The following is a 16917-nucleotide window of genomic DNA, read 5'->3' on the forward strand; positions in this document are numbered from 1 at the left end:
CCTTTTCGATGATATCGCTCATTCAATCCTCCGAAAGTGATGGTCGGGCTCTCGCATTCTTCGACCCTTGGGTTACAATCCTGTTATGCGCAACCTGTGGCAAAGTCTCAAATGTATCGTCACGGCACTTTTTGCCGGGCTGTTGCTGGGCGGGGCGGCCGCGGCCGAGGGGCGGGCCACGCTGGATGCGCTGTTTGCCGAACTGGCCAACCCTGACAATCCCGCCTGGGCGCGCGCCGAATCGGATATCCGGCGGGAATGGTCGCGTTCGGGGTCGGCGGCGCTGGATCTGCTGCTCAAGCGCGGCGAAGACGCGCTGGATGCAGGCGACACACAGGCCGCGATCGAACATCTGACCGCGCTGACCGATCATGGCCCCGGCTTTGCCGAGGGCTGGAATGCCCGCGCCACGGCCTATTTCGCAGCGGGTGCCTATGGCCCCGCGCTGGCTGATATTGCCGCCACCCTGTCGCTGGAGCCGCGCCACTGGGGCGCACTGGCGGGATTGGGCACCATCCTTGAGGAGATGGGCCAGACCGACCGCGCGCTGGAGGCGTTTCGCGCCTCGTTCGCCTTGCATCCGCACCAGCAGGATGTGAAAGACGCCATAACGCGGCTGGAACGCGCGGCTGCGGGCACCGCCCTGTAAGGAGAGGCCATGGCAGAGGGGCGGATCACGGCGGTCCTTGGGCCGACGAACACCGGCAAGACGCATTATGCCATCGAGCGGATGCTGGCGCATCGCACTGGCGTCATAGCCCTGCCGCTGCGGCTTTTGGCGCGCGAGGTCTATGACCGGATCGTCAAGGCGCGCGGGCCTTCGGTCGTGGCGCTGGTCACGGGCGAAGAGCGTATCGTGCCCGAGCGCACCCAATACTGGGTCTGCACCACCGAGGCGATGCCCGACGGCATCGGTGCCGATTTCGTGGCCATCGACGAAATCCAGCTTTGTGCCGATCCCGACCGTGGCCATGTGTTCACCGAGCGCCTTTTGTCGGCGCGAGGTCTGCACGAGACGCTGTTTCTGGGGTCTGAAACCATGCGCGGGGCGATTGCGGCGCTGGTGCCCAAGGCACAATTCACCCGGCGAGAGCGGTTTTCGACCCTGACCTGGGCCGGTTCGAAAAAGACAAGCCGGATGCCCCCGCGCAGCGCCATCGTGGGGTTTTCGGTCGATAACGTCTATGCCGTCGCCGAACTGATCCGGCGCCAGAAGGGCGGCTGCGCGGTGGTGATGGGGGCGCTGTCGCCGCGCACCCGCAACGCGCAGGTGGCGCTGTATCAAAATGGGGATGTGGATTATCTGGTGGCGACCGACGCCATCGGCATGGGGCTGAACCTTGATATCGACCATGTTGCGTTTTCGGCTACCGCGAAATTCGATGGCCGCCGCATGCGGCATCTGTTTCCGCATGAGATCGGCCAGATCGCGGGCCGCGCCGGGCGGCACACGCAAAGTGGCACTTTCGGCGTGACCGGCGAGGCCAGCCCGCTGCCGCCCGAGGTGATCGAGGCGGTGGAGGAGCATCGTTTCGCCCCGATCCAGCGGTTGCAATGGCGCAACCCGCGGCTGGAATTCGGCACTGCCGGGCGACTGATTGCCGGGCTGGAGGCGATGCCGCAGAGCGAGTGGCTGACCCGCGGGCGCGAGGCCGATGACCTGCGCGCGTTGAAAACGCTGGTCGAACTGCCCGAGGTGCGCGACCGGCTGCGTCATCCGTCGGATGTGCGCCGGTTGTGGGATGTCTGTCGCATCCCCGATTTCCGGTCGATCTCCGAGGCGGAACATGCCACGCTTCTGGCCCGCATCTTTGGCTTTCTGACTGGTCCCGGCCATGTGCCCGATGACTGGCTTGCCGGCCAGATCGCGCGGATCGACCGGACCCAGGGCGACATTGATGCGCTGTCAAAGCGGCTGGCCTTTATCCGCACATGGACTTATGTCGCGCAGCGCCAGGGCTGGGTGCGTGATGAAAGCCATTGGCGCGAGGCGACGCGCGCTGTAGAAGACCGTCTGTCGGATGCGCTGCATGGCGCGCTGACCCAACGATTTGTGGACCGGCGCACCTCGGTGCTGTTGCGCCGGCTCAAACAGAAGGAGAGCCTTGTGGCCGAGGTGAACGACAAGGGTGAAGTGACGGTCGAGGGCGAATTCGCCGGCCGTCTTGAGGGGTTCCGGTTCCGTCAGGATGGCACCTCCTCGCCCGATGAGGCGAAGATGCTGGCGCGTGCGGCTTATGAAAGCCTGCGCCCCGAGTTCCATCTGCGCGCCGACCGGTTCTACAACGCTCCGGATACCGAGATGGATTTCACCGAACAGGGTGGCCTGATGTGGGGCAATTCGGCGGTGGGCAAACTGGTAAAGGGTGCCGACCCTCTGAAGCCGCAGGTCGAGGCGTTTGTCGATGACGAAGCGGGCTTTGACGTGGCCGAAAAGGTGCGCCGCCGTTTGCAGCATTTCATCGACCGCAAGGTGGCGACCCTGTTCGACCCGCTGCTTGCGATGAGCCGGGACGAGGCGCTGACCGGGCTTGCGCGCGGCTTTGCCTTCCGGCTGGTGGAAAATCTGGGCGTTCTGCCGCGCGAAACCGTGGCGGCCGAGGTGAAGGAACTGGATCAGGACGCCCGCGGCGCGCTGCGCAAGCATGGCGTGCGCTTTGGTCAGTATACCATCTTCCAGCCTGCGCTGCTGAAGCCCGCGCCGACCCGATTGCGGCTGGTGCTGTGGTCTCTCTACGAAGGGCTGGACGAGTTTCCCGAAAGCCCGCCTCCCGGTCTGGTGACGATCCCCTATCTGCCCGAGGTGCCCAAGGCGCATTACATGCTGGCGGGCTATCGTCCCGCGGGGGCGCGGGCCATCCGCATCGACATGCTGGAACGTCTGGCCGACATCCTGCGCGGGCAGGACAGCCGTGCGGGCTTTGAGGCGACGCCCGACATGCTGTCGATCACTGGCATGACGCTGGATCAATTCGCCGATTTGATGGCGGGGCTGGGCTACAAGGGCGAGCGTGGCGAGCGGCCGCGTGTGCGGCCTGTGGCCGTGCCCGCCCCGGCCCCCGAGGCTGAGGGCGGTGTGGTCAATCCGATCCCCGAAGAAGCCTCGCCGCTGGCCGAGGCTGCCGCCGAAGCCGTGGCCGAGCCGGAAACCGAAGTCTTCGTCACCTTCACCTGGGCGCCGCGTCCGCGTGCCGAGCGTGGACCGCGGCCGGGCCGTGCCATGCGCGAGGCCGCACCGCAGGCCGAAGGTGGGGCCGCCGCACAGCGCCCCGAGGGTGCCCGGCGCGAGCCGCGCCGCGAGGGCGGCAAGCCGCAGCGCGACGCTGGCAAGCGCGAGGGCGGCAAGCCGCAGCGCGACGGCGGCAAACCGCAGGGCAAGGGTGGCAAGCCGCAGGGCAAGCGTGACGACAGCCCGCGCAGCTTTGAGGCGCGTCCGGCGCGGGTGGACCCCGACAATCCCTTTGCAGTGCTGGCGACGCTGCGCGACAAGATATGACCGAAGCGGCGGACCCGGACCGGGTCCGTCTGGACAAATGGCTGTGGCATGCGCGGGTCTGCAAGACGCGCGCGCTGTCCGCAGAACTGGTCGGGGCGGGAAGGGTGCGGCTGAATGGCCAGCCCTGCGCCAAACCGGGCCGGGCGGTTGGCCCTGGCGATGTGCTGACGCTGGTGCAGGGGGGCCGGGTGCGGGTGCTGCGCATCCTTGCCGCAGGCCATCGCCGCGGCCCCGCGCCCGAAGCGGCGCAACTTTACGCGGAACTGGCGGGCCTTGCTGAAGAAGCCGGCGCAGCCAGAACGCCGCAGAACGATCTTTCCCCCGGCGCGCGGCTTGATTGCGGCGGCGGGGGGCGATAGGAAGCCTCAGAACTTGAACAGACCCGGGTGCCAAAATGACCTATGTCGTCACCGACAACTGTATCGCCTGCAAATACACCGACTGCGTTGAAGTCTGTCCGGTGGACTGCTTTTACGAGGGCGAGAACACGCTGGTGATCCACCCCGACGAATGTATTGACTGTGGCGTCTGTGAACCTGAATGCCCCGCCGATGCGATCCGCCCGGACACCGAACCGGACATGGAAGAATGGGTCGAGTTCAACCGCACCTATGCCGAGCAATGGCCGGTCATCACCCGCAAACGCGACCCGCTGCCCGAGGCCGAGGCGCGCGACGGCGAGCCGGGCAAGCGCGAAAAATATTTCAGCCCTAACCCAGGTCAGGGCGACTGAGCCGGTCTTCGGGCATGATTCGCCTTTGCCGATGCTGCGCCTTGGGCGCTGGTTCGGTCAGATCCCGCTCAAAGCCCTTGTTTTCAATGCGTGATATCTTGTCTCGGGGGAGAGTGCTTTGAAACCCCCGGGTTTGGTGCTATATTTCTGTTACAAGGAATAACGGCACTCCGCACCACCGCAGGCCACGCCTCCTGCGGTGGTTTTTTGAGCGACAGACCGCAGAGCATGGGGCAACTTGCCCTGTGTGGCGGCTTTTGCTGCGAGCGCACGCTCCGGGATACGGCTGCAAGGAAGCGACTGAATGACCAAAACAAAGAAATCCGATTTCCACCCCAACGATTTCGTGGTCTATCCGGCACACGGCGTCGGCAAGATCGTGTCGATCGAGGAGCAGGAAATCGCCGGGCTGCGGCTCGAACTGTTTGTGATCTCGTTCGAAAAAGACAAGATGACGCTGCGGGTTCCGACCCACAAGGCGACCGATATCGGCATGCGCTCGCTCAGCTCGCCCGATGTGGTGACGCGCGCGCTGGAAACGCTGAAGGGCAAGGCCAAGGTCAAGCGGGCGATGTGGTCGCGCCGGGCGCAGGAATATGAACAAAAGATCAACTCGGGCGATCTGATGGCGATTGCCGAGGTGGTCCGCGATCTGCACCGCAGCGATGATCAGCGCGAACAATCCTATTCCGAGCGTCAGCTTTACGAAGCCGCGCTGGAGCGGTTGACGCGTGAAGTGGCCGCCGTGTCGGGCACCGACGAGGCGGGCGCGCAGAAGCGTGTCGATGACGTGCTGGTGTCGCGCGCGGCCTGATCCCGGCGACGGGCAACCCTGCAAGGCCGCAGCCCCCGCTGCGGCCTTTTGCATGGGTCAGGCTGCGTCAGGCGCGTTTTTCGGCGGTGCGCGCAGATCCTGCGCAGCGGCCTGGATCAGGGCGTTTTCCAGATCGCTGTTCAATGCGCGGCTGAGCGCTACATAGTCGGGGTTTTCATCCAGCGGCACGCCCGGCTTCCAGACCTCGGCCAGATCGCGCAGCCCTTCGCGGTCGAGCTTGTAGAAGATGCGCGAGGCTTCGGCGGCCTCGTATTCGGTCAGGCCGATGTTTTCCAGCGCATAGCGCCCGGCGCGAAGGCTGGAATCGAACAGCTCGCGCACGATGTCATTGGCGCCCGCGCGATAGAGCTCATAGACATGCACCCGGTCGCGGGCACGGGCGATGATGTGCAGCTCGGGCCGGATGCGGCGGGCATAGGCCACCAGTTTCGTGGTGGCCTGCACATCGCCAAGGCCCACCACCAGCACCTTTGCTGTCTCGATTCCGGCCGAGGCCAGCAGTTCGGGGCGGGAGGGATCGCCGAAATAGGCCTTGAAGCCGAATTTGCGCATCTGCTGGACCACCTTCAGGTCATGGTCCAGCACCGTGGTGCGAAAGCCCGACATGGTGACCAGCCGGTTCACCGTCTGGCCAAAGCGGCCCATCCCGGCGATGATCACCGGGTGCTGTTCGTCGATTTCATCGGCGCTTTGGCCGAGGGCTGCGGGCTTCATCCGCTTGGCGATCTGGTCATGCAGGATGAACAGCGCGGGCGTGATCAGCATCGACAGCGCGATCACGAGGCTGGACATCTGGGCAATCGGTTCGGGCAGGATGCGCTGGCTGGCGGCAAAGGCGATCAGCACAAAGCCGAATTCACCCGCCTGCGCCAGCCCCAGCGTGAACAGCCACTGATCCTGCCGGGGCAGGCGGAACAGCCGCGCCAGCGCGTAAAGCACCGCCACCTTGATCGCCACCAGACCCAGCACATAAATCGGCAGCAGCACTGGCGCATCAAGGAAGATCGAGAAATCCATCCCGGCGCCTACGGTGATGAAAAACATCCCAAGCAGTAGGCCCTTGAACGGCTCGATACTGCTTTCCAGTTCATGCCGAAACTCGCTGTCGGCCAACACCACGCCCGCAAGAAATGCGCCCAGCGCGGGCGACAGCCCCACCAGCAGCATCAGCGAGGCGATGCCCACGACGATCAGCAGCGCCATGGCGGTATTGGCCTCGCGCAGGCGGGCAGCCTGGACATAGCGAAACAGCGGGCGCACCAGATAATGCCCCGCCACCACCACCGATGCTATGGCCCCGAGCGTGACCAGCGTCACCCCCCAGGCGGGCAGGCTGTCGATGAAATGGCCTGCGGCGTGGTTGCCGTGCTCGGCCTCGGCCAGGGCGCGCGCGCCGGGCAGCGCCAAAAACGGCAGCAGGGCCAGCATCGGGATCACCGCAATATCCTGCGCCAGCAGCACCGAGAACGCGCTGCGCCCGCCGGGGGTGCCCATCAGCTTTTTTTCGGTCAGCGTTTGCAGAACGATGGCGGTGGATGACAGCGAAAAGATCATCCCCATCGCCAGCGCCGCCTGCCAGGTCTGGCCAAATGCGATGGCCGCCGCCGTGACCAGCACGACCGTGACCAGAACCTGCAAGCCCCCCATGCCGATCAGCTTGTCGCGCATCGCCCAAAGCGCGCGCGGCTCCAGTTCCAGCCCGATCAGGAAGAGCATCATCACCACGCCGAATTCGGCAACATGGCGCAGCCCGGTCATCTCGGTGCCCACAAGACCCAGCACCGGGCCGATCACGATACCGATCAGCAGATAGCCCAGAACCGACCCAAGCCCGAGCCGTGAGGCGATGGGAACCGCCAGCACGATGGCCATAAGATAGAGCGTGGCCTGAAACAGAAAGCTTTCCATTCACGATCCTGTCGGGGGTGCGCATCCGGTGCCGCTACACTGCGGATGACCACGCGGTCAGGTCCGGTTGCTGGGCGGATGCGCCTTGGGGGCATGAGCCGAACCTAGCGATTGCGCGGGGGGCCGCAAGTCCGAAAGCCGCCCCGTGCAGGGGCTGCGCGCATTTGCGGGCGGCAAGTGGTTGCGGTTCAGCCGCCGGTGACCAGCTTGAGAACGATGTTTTTGCCGTTCTTGACGTAGGTCAGTTTGCCATCGCCGATTGCCGCCACCTTGCCGCCATCCAGCCGGTCGCCGATCTGCACCTTGACAAATCGCCCGTTCGGCATCCGCACCAGCGCGCGCCGGTCGCTGGACGAGCCGTAAAGACCGATCAGGTTGATCTTGCCCAAGTCAATGGCCCGCGTCAGCGTGGCCTGCCGTGCAACAGAAGCCGAGGTCGGAATACTGGGCGCGGCGCTGGTGGGCTCGGGCTCGTCGATCTCGTCCTCGACCGGCGGTTCGGGCGCCTTGGCGGTGCGACTTGGTTCCGGGGTGGGGGCAGGTTCTGCCGCGGGTGGCGGTGGGGCGCTTGCGGCGGCGGCGGCCAGGGCGCGTTCGACGGCGCCCGAAAAATCCTGCGGGCGGGTCATCGGGCGGAGCGAGCGTTCGACCGCCAGACGCGACGCGGCGTCCAGTTCGGCCTGCACGGCTGCTGCCGCCGCAGCCTGGGCGCGGGCGGTTTCCACCACGCTTTGCGGGCGCGTTCTGGGCCGGGCCATGCCTGCGGGAGGCGCCAGTGCCGGACGGTCGAGTTGCAGCGTGGTCGCATCTGCGGGCGGGGTCGGTTCGACCGGGGCCGGGATTGGGGTTGGTGCGGGCGCAGGCGATGCGGCGGGGGCCAGCCCTTCGGGCCGCGGTTTCGGGCGGAACCGCGCCAGGGCCGGGTCGGCGTAGGGCAGGGTGGCAGCCGTGGCCGCAGCCACAGCGGCGGCGCTGACGGCGGTCGGGCGCGGCCCGGTCACCACTGGCGGGCGGCCTGCGAACAGCATCACGCCCGCAGCGGTTTCGACGCCCTCGGCGGTGGGGGGGGTGGTTCCGGGCAGGGGGACCGGGGAGGCTGGCAGGGGTGAGGTATCCGGCGCGACCACCGGCGCCAGGGCCGCCAGCAGCATGTCCTGGGTGGGCGGCGCCAGCGGGGTGAAGGGCATGGGTTGCGCGGCTGCTGGTGCCTGCGCCAAGGGGCGCGGCTCGGGCGCGGCCTCCGGTGCCGGGCTGGGGGGCACGGCGGGGGAGGGCGCAGCCTCGGCCATCTCGACCTGCGCCGGGGCGGGGGATTGCGGCACCACAGCCACGGTCGGCTGCGGCGCGGTCGGCAGGGGCTGGGCGATGGGCGCCGGGATCGCGGGCGCCAGCGGGCGCGCAACTTCGTCGGTTTCAAGCAGGCTCGACCACAGCGCAACGGCGCCCAGAAACAGCACGAGCGCGCCGGTCAGAACCAGCCCAAGCCGCGCCCGGCCGCGTGGCACGGGCTGGGGCAGGCGACCGAACACGGTGCGTTCGGGTTCGGCGGCGCTCTTGGGTTCGGTCGCGTGCGCGTGCGCGGGCACCGCCGCCGGCGTCGTCGTGCCGCGGTGCTTGATGTTGACGCGCTGCATCAGGCCGCGCGCGAGGGCCTTGCCTGCCGCCCCGCCCAAGGCAGCGGTGCCTTTTGCTGCCGCGCCCAAGGCGGCCCGCGCAGGCGGGGCGGCGGGTTCGGGCGGGGCGGGCGGCAGATCAGGCAGTGCAAGGCCCGGCGCGGTGATGCCCGCGCCCGGCCCGATTGGCCGGGCCATGATCGGTTTTGGCCCGCGCGCCGCGCCCGCGTCGGCGGGGGCCGCGGCCCCCAGCTTTGGCAAGGCAGCTTTCGTCTTGCCCGAGTTGACGGCTCCGCCCACCGGGCCCAGCCGCGGCGCGCCCGAGGGGGCGGCGGGTGCGGTCGCGGGGGCGACGGGTTCGGGGGTGTCTGCGGGCAAGGGCTGGCTCGGCTCAGTGCCGGGGGCCTCTGCGGCGGGGTTTTCCTCGGGCGTCGGTTCCGGCCGTGCCACGTCAGCCGCTGCCGCGTCGTGCTGCGGTTCGGCCACGGCCTCGGGGGGCGCGGCGACGGTTTCGGGAGAGAGCGGCGCGGGTTCCGGGGTGGCCTCCACCTCGGGCACGGGGTCCGGCTCTGCCGCGTCGGGGCTGCGGTTCGGCCACGGCCTCGGGGGGCGCGGCGACGGTTTCGGGAGAGAGCGGCGCGGGTTCCGGGGTGGCCTCCACCTCGGGCACGGGGTCCGGCTCTGCCGCGTCGGGGGGGGCGATGATCTGGATCGGGTCCTGATCGCGGTCGAGCCGCCCGCCCTCGGGCAGATAGCGCGGCGCGGAGGTGGTCAGGCCAAACCATGGCTCGGCGGCAAAGGTGCCCGGCTCCGGGATCGCGACGAAACACAGCGGGTTGAAGCGGTGCTGTTCGGCAAAGGCCTCGGCCTCGGTCAGCGTTTCGCGCGCCACGACCGCGACCTGCACCACGGCGCCGGTGCCCGACCAGTCGAACACCAGATCGGCCACGTCATAGGGGGTGCGCCCCTCCAGCGCGGTGGCGATCTGGCGGCGGCGCTGTGCAGCGCTGGGGCCGGGCGCCTCGATCTGAAGATAAAGGATCTGCGAATTCGGGATCACCAGCTTGGTCGTCAGCCCCTGCGATGACATCCCCTGCGCGGCCTTGCGCAGTTGCGTCAGACCAGGGCCAAGCGCGGGATCGTTCAGCGCAACCGCGCCCACGGGCACCCAGCCCGCGGCTGCCCGGTGCAACAGCCCGATGCCGTCATGCGAAAGATTGAGCGCGAAAGAGGGTTTCATTCCGGGGGTCTAGCACAGGTTCTACAGGCCCCCAACGGGGCGTTGGCCGCGCCCACCTTGGTAAAGCAGAAATCTGCTTATGAAAAGGGATGCCGGGCCTTGGCAGCCCGGCATCACGGGTCAGGCCGTCGCTGCGTCCAGCGCCTGATCGAGATCGGCGATCAGATCCTCGGCGGCCTCGATCCCGATCGAGACGCGCACCACGTTCGGTGCGGCGCCCGCGGCGATCTGCTGTGCCTCGGTCAACTGGCGGTGCGTGGTCGAGGCCGAGTGGATGATCAGCGAGCGGGTATCGCCAAGGTTTGCCACATGCGAAAACAGCTTGAGGTGGTCCACCAGTTTCACGCAGGCCGCATAGCCGCCCTTGACCGCGAAGGTGAACAGCGCTCCCGCCCCCTTGGGGCAGACCCTGGCCACCCGCCCGTGCCACGGCGACGAGGGCAGGCCCGCGTAGGTGACAAACTCCACCCGCGGGTCGGCCTCAAGCCATTCGGCGATGCGGCGGGCGTTGGCGACGTGCCGTTCCATCCGCAGCGACAGGGTCTCGATGCCGCACAGCGTATAATGCGCGCCTTGCGGGTTCATCGTCATGCCCAGATCGCGCAGGCCCACGGCGATCGAGTGGAAGGTGAAGGCCATCGGCCCCAGCGCCTTGTGGAAGGCAAGCCCGTGATAGGCGGGTTCGGGGTCTGACAGCGAGGGGAACTTGCCCGAGGCCGACCAGTCGAAATTGCCGCTGTCCACCACCACGCCGCCGGTGACGGTGCCGTTGCCGGTCAGATATTTGGTGGCCGAATGCACCACCAGCGTGGCGCCATGTTCGATCGGGCGGCAAAGCCAGGGGGTGGCCAGCGTATTGTCCACGATCAGCGGCAGCCCCACCTTTTTGGCCATCGCCGCCACCGCGGGCAGGTCGGTGATATAGCCGCCGGGGTTCGAGATCGATTCGCAGAAAATCGCGCGGGTGTCGTCGTCCACCGCGGCCTCAAGCGCGGCGGTGTCGTCGAAATCGACGAATTTCGCGCTCCAGCCAAAGCGTTTGATGGTCTGGCTGAACTGGGTGATCGTGCCGCCGTAAAGCCGGGTCGAGGCGATGATGTTGCGCCCCGGCCCCATCAGCGGAAACAGCGCCATGATCTGCGCGGCATGGCCTGATGAACAGCAGACAGCGCCCGCGCCGCCTTCCAGCGCAGCCACCCGTTCGGCCAGCGCCTGCACGGTGGGGTTGGTCAGGCGCGAATAGATGTAGCCCACCTCCTCGAGGTTGAAGAGCCGCGCGGCATGGTCGGCATCGCGGAACACATAGGCGGTGGTCTGGTAGATCGGCACCTGCCGGGCGCCGGTGGCCAGGTCGGGCTTGGCGCCGGCGTGAATCTGAAGCGTGTCGAATGCGTAAGGTTGCGTCATCTGGCCCTCATCTTGGTGATTTGGCGAACCCTAGCCGAGCCGTGTCAGTCGCACAATCAGGCCGGGCGGCGCAAGTGTTCGGCCCTGCGCGGGGGGATGGGAACAAGCGTTTCGCGGGTGGGGTGCGGCGCAAACGCCCGCCGTGCTTGCAGTCGGTCTGTCGGGAAAACGTCCCGATTTGGCCACTTAGCGCGTTTCCTTGGGGCGCAGCACCAGCCAGATCAGCGCCGCCCCCGCCAGCACCAGAAACGGCAGCATGGCCAGGTTGACGGCCTGCCAGCCCGCCTCGGCGGTGCCCGCGGGCGAGCAGTTCATCAGGCTGCCTGACGACAGCGAGGCCAGAAACACGCCGCCGAAGACCACGAAATCGTTGATGCCCTGCACATGGCCGCGTTCTTCTGGCGCGTGGGCCGAGGTCAGCATGGCGGTTGCGCCGATGAAGCCAAAGTTCCAGCCCACCCCCAGCAGGATCAGGGCAAGGTAGAACTTCTCAAGCTCGACCCCGGTCAGCGCGACAGCGCCCGAGGCGGCGAGGATGATCAGCCCAAGCCCCACGATCACCTCGCGCCCGAAGCGCGCGATCAGGTGGCCGGTGAAGAATGACGGCAGATACATTGCCAGTACATGCGCCGAGACGATATCGGCGGCGTCGCCCTGATCAAAACCGCAGCCCACAACCGCGAGGGGCGTTGAGGTCATCACAAGGTTCATCAGCGCGTAGGACACCATCCCGCAGACCATCGCCACCATGATCGTCGGGTCGCGCAGCAATTCGCGCCGGGTGCGCCCGGGGTGGGCTGTGCCCTTGGCGCGGCGTTCGGGGCGCGGGATGTCGAGAAAGGCAAACAGGAACGGCCCCAGCAGGTTCAGCCCGATGATCGCCAGATAGGTGGCCAGAAACGGGATCACCATCGCCTCGGAGGTGAGTTTCACCAGTTGCGGGCCGATGATCGCCGCCGCAAGGCCCCCGGCCATGACCCATGAAATCGCCTTGGGTTGAAACGCGGGCGCCGCCGTATCGGTCGCGGCAAAGCGGTAGAACCCCTGCGCCGACATGTAGATGCCGGTCAGAAACGACCCGGCAAGGTAAAGCGGAAACGACCCCACATAAAGCGCGCGGGCTGCAATGGCGGCGCCCACTGCGCCCGCAACCGTGGCCAGAATGAACCCCGCGCGCCGTCCGTAGCGGCCCATGAACTCCGACATCGGTTGCGCCGACAGCACCGAGCCAAGCACGATCAGCGACAGCGGCAGGGTGGACCAGCAGGGGTTGGTGGCCAGCGACTGCCCTGCCAGCCCGCCGACAATGAATATCATCGACATCTGCGCGCCCAGCACGGCCTGCGCCAGAACAAGCACGATCACGTTGCGGCGGGTGCGGGAATCGGGGGTGGTCTGGGTCATCTCGGTCATGTTCCAGCCCTAGCCCGCGCGCGCGGGTTGTGAAAGAGGCGCGGCTGCGGATCGCGGCTTTGTCAGGGCTGGCGGGCGGCGTGGCGATGGGGCAGGGTAGCGCCATGGTGGGACGGATCATCGACACGCTGGACGATCTGGCCGAGGGCGCGGCGGCGCTGGTGCGGGCCGAGCCGCGCTTTGGCCTTGCGCTGGACCGGGTGGGGCCGCTGGCCCTGCGCCGGGTGCCCGACGGGTTTTCGGCGTTGCGCGATGCGGTGGTGGGCCAGCAGGTGAGCGTGGCGGCGGCCCGCGCGATCCGGGCGCGGCTGGAGGCGGCGGGGCTGGCCGAGGCCGAGACCCTGGCCGTGGCAGACGAAGAGGCGCTCCGCGCCTGCGGGCTGTCGCGCCAGAAGATCCGCTATCTGACCGGAATCGCCCGCGCCGGTCTGGATTATGACGCCTTGCGCGCGCTGCCCGATGAGGCGGTGATCGCGGCGCTGGTGCCCCTGCCGGGGATCGGGCGCTGGACGGCCGAGATGTATCTGATGTTCGCGCTGGGCCGCGCCGATGTGTTTGCGCCCGACGATCTGGCGCTGGCCGAGGCCGCGCGCGTGCTGTTCAACCTGCCGGACCGGCCCCGCCCCAAGCCGTTTCGCGCCATGGCCGAGCCTTGGGCGCCGTGGCGGGCGGTTGCGGCGCGGATTCTGTGGGCCTATTACGCAGATGTGAAGAAACGGGAGGGCGTGGGATGACGCGCAAATTGCAGGCCGGGCGGCGTGGTCCGGTATCGGGGCGGGTTCGCAATGCGGTGGTGTTTCTGCATGGCTACGGTGCTGATGGCGCCGATCTGATGGGGCTGGCTGACCCGCTGGCGCCGCATCTGCCCGACACGCTGTTTGTCGCCCCCGACGCGCCCGAGCCGTGCGCGGGCAACCCTTTTGGCCGGCAATGGTTCCCGCTGCCCTGGCTGGATGGCTCGACCGAGGCCGAGGCGGTGGCGGGGCTGGCGCGGGCCTCGGACGATCTGAATGCCTTTCTGGATGACCTGGCCGAAGAAACCGGTCTAAGCCCTTTGCATATCGGCATTCTGGCTTTTTCGCAGGGCACCATGCTGGCGCTGCATGCACTGCCCAAACGGGCCAAGCCGCTGGCTGGGATCGTGGGCTTTTCGGGCCGCATGATGCACCCCGAGACGCTGGCCGCCGAGGTGGTTGCCAAGCCGCCTGTCCTGCTGGTGCATGGCGATGAGGATAATGTGGTGCCTTTTGCCGAAATGCGCCGGGCGGGCGATGCGCTGGTGCAGGCGGGGTTTGAAACCTATGGCCATGTTATGCGCGGCACCGGCCATGCGATCGCGCCCGACGGGCTGTCGGCGGCGCTGGGGTTTCTGCACGACCGGCTGAAACAGGGCGACATGGGGGCTTGAAGCGGTCGCCCGGCGGCGCCATGTTCACATTACAGTCACGGGAGAACATGTCATGGCCTTTGCCCTTGCCGCCGTTGCCCTTGCCCTCGCCGCGCAATTGATGCGCGCCGCCGAGGCCCGCGCCGCCAAGGCGCTGGTACGGGTTGCCGCGCGCCGCTGACCTTCAGCCCGGCTCCGCCGCCGCCGGAGCGGCGGTTGTGTCACATCCGCGTCACCCGCAACCGTTACACCTCAAAGCCGGGCGCAGCGCAGATTGCGGGGCTTGCCTGCTGCGAAGCGCCATATATAGTGGTGCCATGGCTGGGGCGGGTTCCCCGCTCTGGTGCCGCGGGGCAGACAGGGCGATGGCGGATTGACCCATGGGTGATGACCACAGCAGCACATACCTCCGATACTATCGGTACCCGATAGATTTGCCCCTTTGTCTGATCTGCAGCGCGGGGGGCAGCGCATGAATGTGTCGGTCGGCAACCTGCGCACCCTCGTTCTGAATGCCGACATGCAGCCCCTCAGTTGGGCGCCGCTCTCGGTCTGGAACTGGAAGGATGCCTTCGTTGCCGTCGCCCAGGAGCGCGTGATCCAGATCAAGACCTATGACGATATCGTGGTGCGGTCGGTCAACCGGACCTTCGAGGTGCCCTCGGTCGTGGCGCTGAAAAGCTATCGCAAGCGCAAGAAGGTGGCCTTTACCCGCTATAACCTGTTCGTGCGCGACCAGTTCACCTGCCAATATTGCGGCCAGCGGTTCAGTTCGCGCGATTTGACCTTTGATCATGTGGTGCCGCGTTCGCGTGGGGGGCAGGCCAGTTGGGGCAATATCGTCGCCTGCTGCCAGCAAGACAACCTGCGCAAGGCCAATCGAACCCCGCGCGAGGCCGGGATGAAGCTGATCCGCCCGCCGTTCGAACCCTCTCCCTACGAGTTGGACGGGCTGGCCCGCGCCCATGCGATCCATGAGGAAAGCCTGCACCGGACCTGGATGGACTTTCTCTACTGGGGCAGCGAACTGGAAAGCTGACCCCGGCGCACCGGGGCCCGGAAAGCCGAGGGGCAGGGCCGGGGCGATCTGCGCGGTTGCACTTCTGTCACGATGCTTTAAGCAACGCTCAAACGGGTCCATAAGGATAAGCGCAATGTCGGTCAGCATGTTGTCAACCTTCGTCAAGCCGATGCACCGCGAGGGCTGGAAATTCGTCGGCATCTTTGCCGCGATCACGCTGGTGCTGTTTGTGTTTTCCGAAACCGCGGGCTGGGTTGGCGTCGGGTTGACGGTCTGGTGCTATTACTTCTTCCGCGATCCGCAGCGTGTGACGCCTACCCGCGGCGGGTTGGTGATCAGCCCGGCCGACGGTGTGGTGTCGCTGCTGGAACCGGCGGTTCCCCCGGCCGAACTGGGCCTTGGCAGCGCGCCGCTGACCCGCGTTTCGATCTTCATGAACGTGTTCAACTGCCATGTGAACCGCGCCCCGGTGCCGGGGCGGGTGATCAAGGTGGCCTATCGACCGGGCAAGTTCTTCAACGCTTCGCTCGACAAGGCGTCGGAGTTCAATGAACGCAACGGCATCACGATCGAGATGGCCGACGGCACAAAGATCGGCACTGTGCAGATCGCGGGTCTCGTGGCGCGGCGCATCCTGTGCGAAGTGGCCGAGGGCCGGATTCTGAGCGTGGGCGAGCGTTTCGGCCTGATCCGCTTTGGCTCGCGGCTGGATGTCTACCTGCCTGACGGCGTGGCGCCGCTGGTGGCCATCGGTCAGACCATGGTCGCGGGCGAAACCGTGCTGGCCGATCTGGCGGGGACCGAGCCTGCGCGCGACGGCTTCCGGCACTAGGCGGGGGAGGGCGGGGAATGGCCGATCAGCCCGAACGCCAACCCTCCGGCGAGCCGATGCCGTTCCTTTTGTTGCTGCCCAATCTCGTCACCATGGCGGGGATGTGCCTCGGCCTGACCTCGATGCGCTTTGTCTTTGCCGGGCGGTTCGAGATTGCGGTGGCGCTGATCTTGCTGGCGGCGCTGATCGACGGGCTGGATGGCCTGATCGCGCGGCGTCTGCGGGCGACCTCGTCCTTCGGGGCCGAGCTGGACTCGCTGTCCGATTTTTTGTGTTTCGGCGTGGCACCGGGGATTCTGATCTATCAGTTCGCGTTGTCGGGCACGAGCGGACTTGGCTGGGTTTTTGTGCTGATCTATGTCTGCTGCGCCTGCCTCCGTCTGGCGCGGTTCAATGTGGCGCGCGATGACGCGACGCCGGGCGGGGTCAAGCATTTCACCGGGGTTCCATCACCTGCGGGTGCGATTCTGGCGCTGCTGCCGGTGTTTCTGACGCGGTCCGAGGTCATGGATGCCACCGCCGCGCCGATGCTGGTGGCGCTGTGGCTGGGGATCGTGGGCGCGCTGATGATCAGCCGAATCCCCACCTTTTCGCCCAAGGCGCTGCGGGTCCCACAACGCTGGACGGGCTGGTTCCTGATCGGCACTGCAATTGCGGTGGGCGCGATCTTTACCCGGTTCTGGCTGCTGATGGTGCTGATCGATCTGGCCTATCTGGCGATGGTTCTGCAAGGTCTGGTGCTGCGCCGTCGCGGCTAGACGGGGCAGGCCGCGCACCGAGTCGCATTTTTGACCGGATAATCAGGAAATGCGCCGCAAAGCCCTGTGTCGCGCGGCCATCCGGCCAGGCGCGGAGCAAAGTTTTTCGAGGAAAAACCGGGCACTGTGAAAAAACTGTCATCTTGAACAAAGAATCCTCTTGCGTCCCCCGAAGCCGGGGCCTAAACAACACCTCACCGAAGCGAAGCAGCGACGGTCGCGCCGCCGAAAGGTGGTGATGGATTGAGACGGTCTTGCGGTTGCGCGCAAATTT

Annotated in this window: 15 protein-coding genes; 10 read left to right on the forward strand and 5 right to left on the reverse strand. The window is 67.0% G+C overall.

All coding sequences use genetic code 11. From position 1 onward, the window contains the following. The first annotated feature begins 85 nt into the window (after nt 1–85). The 5 genes from C5F46_RS14200 to C5F46_RS14220 all read left to right on the forward strand — a co-directional run bounded on the left by C5F46_RS14200 (nt 86) and on the right by C5F46_RS14220 (nt 5043). Nucleotides 86–649, forward strand: a complete 564-nt coding sequence (locus C5F46_RS14200) for a tetratricopeptide repeat protein (RefSeq protein ID WP_107325996.1) — start codon at nt 86–88, stop codon at nt 647–649. Between the two features lie 9 nt (nt 650–658). Beyond that, nucleotides 659–3496 carry a helicase-related protein gene (locus C5F46_RS14205; RefSeq protein ID WP_107325997.1) on the forward strand — a complete coding sequence of 946 codons (2838 nt, stop codon included), beginning with the start codon at nt 659–661 and terminating at the stop codon, nt 3494–3496. Beyond that, on the forward strand, nt 3493–3855 hold the full coding sequence (locus C5F46_RS14210; protein WP_107325998.1) for an RNA-binding S4 domain-containing protein: 363 nt from the start codon (nt 3493–3495) through the stop codon (nt 3853–3855). Before C5F46_RS14205 ends, C5F46_RS14210 begins: the two co-directional genes overlap by 4 nt. A gap of 35 nt (nt 3856–3890) precedes the next feature. Further along, complete coding sequence (gene fdxA, locus C5F46_RS14215; protein ID WP_107325999.1) at nt 3891–4229, forward strand: ferredoxin FdxA; 339 nt, start codon at nt 3891–3893, stop codon at nt 4227–4229. A gap of 304 nt (nt 4230–4533) precedes the next feature. Then, nucleotides 4534–5043 (forward strand): CarD family transcriptional regulator, encoded by a 510-nt coding sequence (locus tag C5F46_RS14220; RefSeq protein WP_107326000.1) that lies wholly within the window; start codon nt 4534–4536, stop codon nt 5041–5043. A 57-nt stretch (nt 5044–5100) separates the two neighbouring features. Here C5F46_RS14220 and C5F46_RS14225 read toward each other — a convergent pair whose 3' ends face one another. The 5 genes from C5F46_RS14225 to C5F46_RS14245 all read right to left on the reverse strand — a co-directional run bounded on the left by C5F46_RS14225 (nt 5101) and on the right by C5F46_RS14245 (nt 12636). Further along, complete coding sequence (locus C5F46_RS14225; protein ID WP_107326001.1) at nt 5101–6972, reverse strand: monovalent cation:proton antiporter-2 (CPA2) family protein; 1872 nt, start codon at nt 6970–6972, stop codon at nt 5101–5103. Nucleotides 6973–7160: 188 nt separating this feature from the next. Further along, nucleotides 7161–9143, reverse strand: coding sequence for a hypothetical protein (locus C5F46_RS14230; RefSeq protein WP_107326002.1), 1983 nt, complete (start codon nt 9141–9143; stop codon nt 7161–7163). Beyond that, on the reverse strand, nt 9037–9825 hold the full coding sequence (locus C5F46_RS14235; RefSeq protein WP_107326003.1) for a hypothetical protein: 789 nt from the start codon (nt 9823–9825) through the stop codon (nt 9037–9039). Before C5F46_RS14235 ends, C5F46_RS14230 begins: the two co-directional genes overlap by 107 nt. Before the next feature lie 120 nt (nt 9826–9945). Continuing rightward, on the reverse strand, nt 9946–11232 hold the full coding sequence (locus C5F46_RS14240) for an O-acetylhomoserine aminocarboxypropyltransferase/cysteine synthase family protein (RefSeq protein WP_107326004.1): 1287 nt from the start codon (nt 11230–11232) through the stop codon (nt 9946–9948). Between the two features lie 186 nt (nt 11233–11418). Beyond that, complete coding sequence (locus C5F46_RS14245; RefSeq protein ID WP_107326009.1) at nt 11419–12636, reverse strand: MFS transporter; 1218 nt, start codon at nt 12634–12636, stop codon at nt 11419–11421. A gap of 113 nt (nt 12637–12749) precedes the next feature. Between C5F46_RS14245 and C5F46_RS14250 the strand changes: the two genes are divergently transcribed. The 5 genes from C5F46_RS14250 (at nt 12750) to pssA (ending at nt 16643) form a co-directional block, all read left to right on the forward strand. Next, nucleotides 12750–13379, forward strand: coding sequence for a DNA-3-methyladenine glycosylase family protein (locus C5F46_RS14250; RefSeq protein ID WP_107326010.1), 630 nt, complete (start codon nt 12750–12752; stop codon nt 13377–13379). After that, nucleotides 13376–14053, forward strand: coding sequence for an alpha/beta hydrolase (locus tag C5F46_RS14255; protein ID WP_107326005.1), 678 nt, complete (start codon nt 13376–13378; stop codon nt 14051–14053). The genes C5F46_RS14250 and C5F46_RS14255 overlap by 4 nt, the downstream gene beginning before the upstream one ends. A gap of 451 nt (nt 14054–14504) precedes the next feature. Continuing rightward, the gene (locus C5F46_RS14260; protein ID WP_107326006.1) at nt 14505–15071 is read left to right on the forward strand and encodes an HNH endonuclease; all 567 of its coding nucleotides are present in this window, start codon (nt 14505–14507) and stop codon (nt 15069–15071) included. Between the two features lie 115 nt (nt 15072–15186). Continuing rightward, nucleotides 15187–15885, forward strand: a complete 699-nt coding sequence (locus tag C5F46_RS14265) for a phosphatidylserine decarboxylase (protein ID WP_107326007.1) — start codon at nt 15187–15189, stop codon at nt 15883–15885. 17 nt (nt 15886–15902) lie between these two features. Then, the gene (gene pssA, locus C5F46_RS14270) at nt 15903–16643 is read left to right on the forward strand and encodes a CDP-diacylglycerol--serine O-phosphatidyltransferase (protein ID WP_107326008.1); all 741 of its coding nucleotides are present in this window, start codon (nt 15903–15905) and stop codon (nt 16641–16643) included. Nucleotides 16644–16917 lie beyond the last annotated feature (274 nt).

The organism is Phaeovulum veldkampii DSM 11550, from assembly GCF_003034995.1.
GTDB lineage: Bacteria > Pseudomonadota > Alphaproteobacteria > Rhodobacterales > Rhodobacteraceae > Phaeovulum > Phaeovulum veldkampii.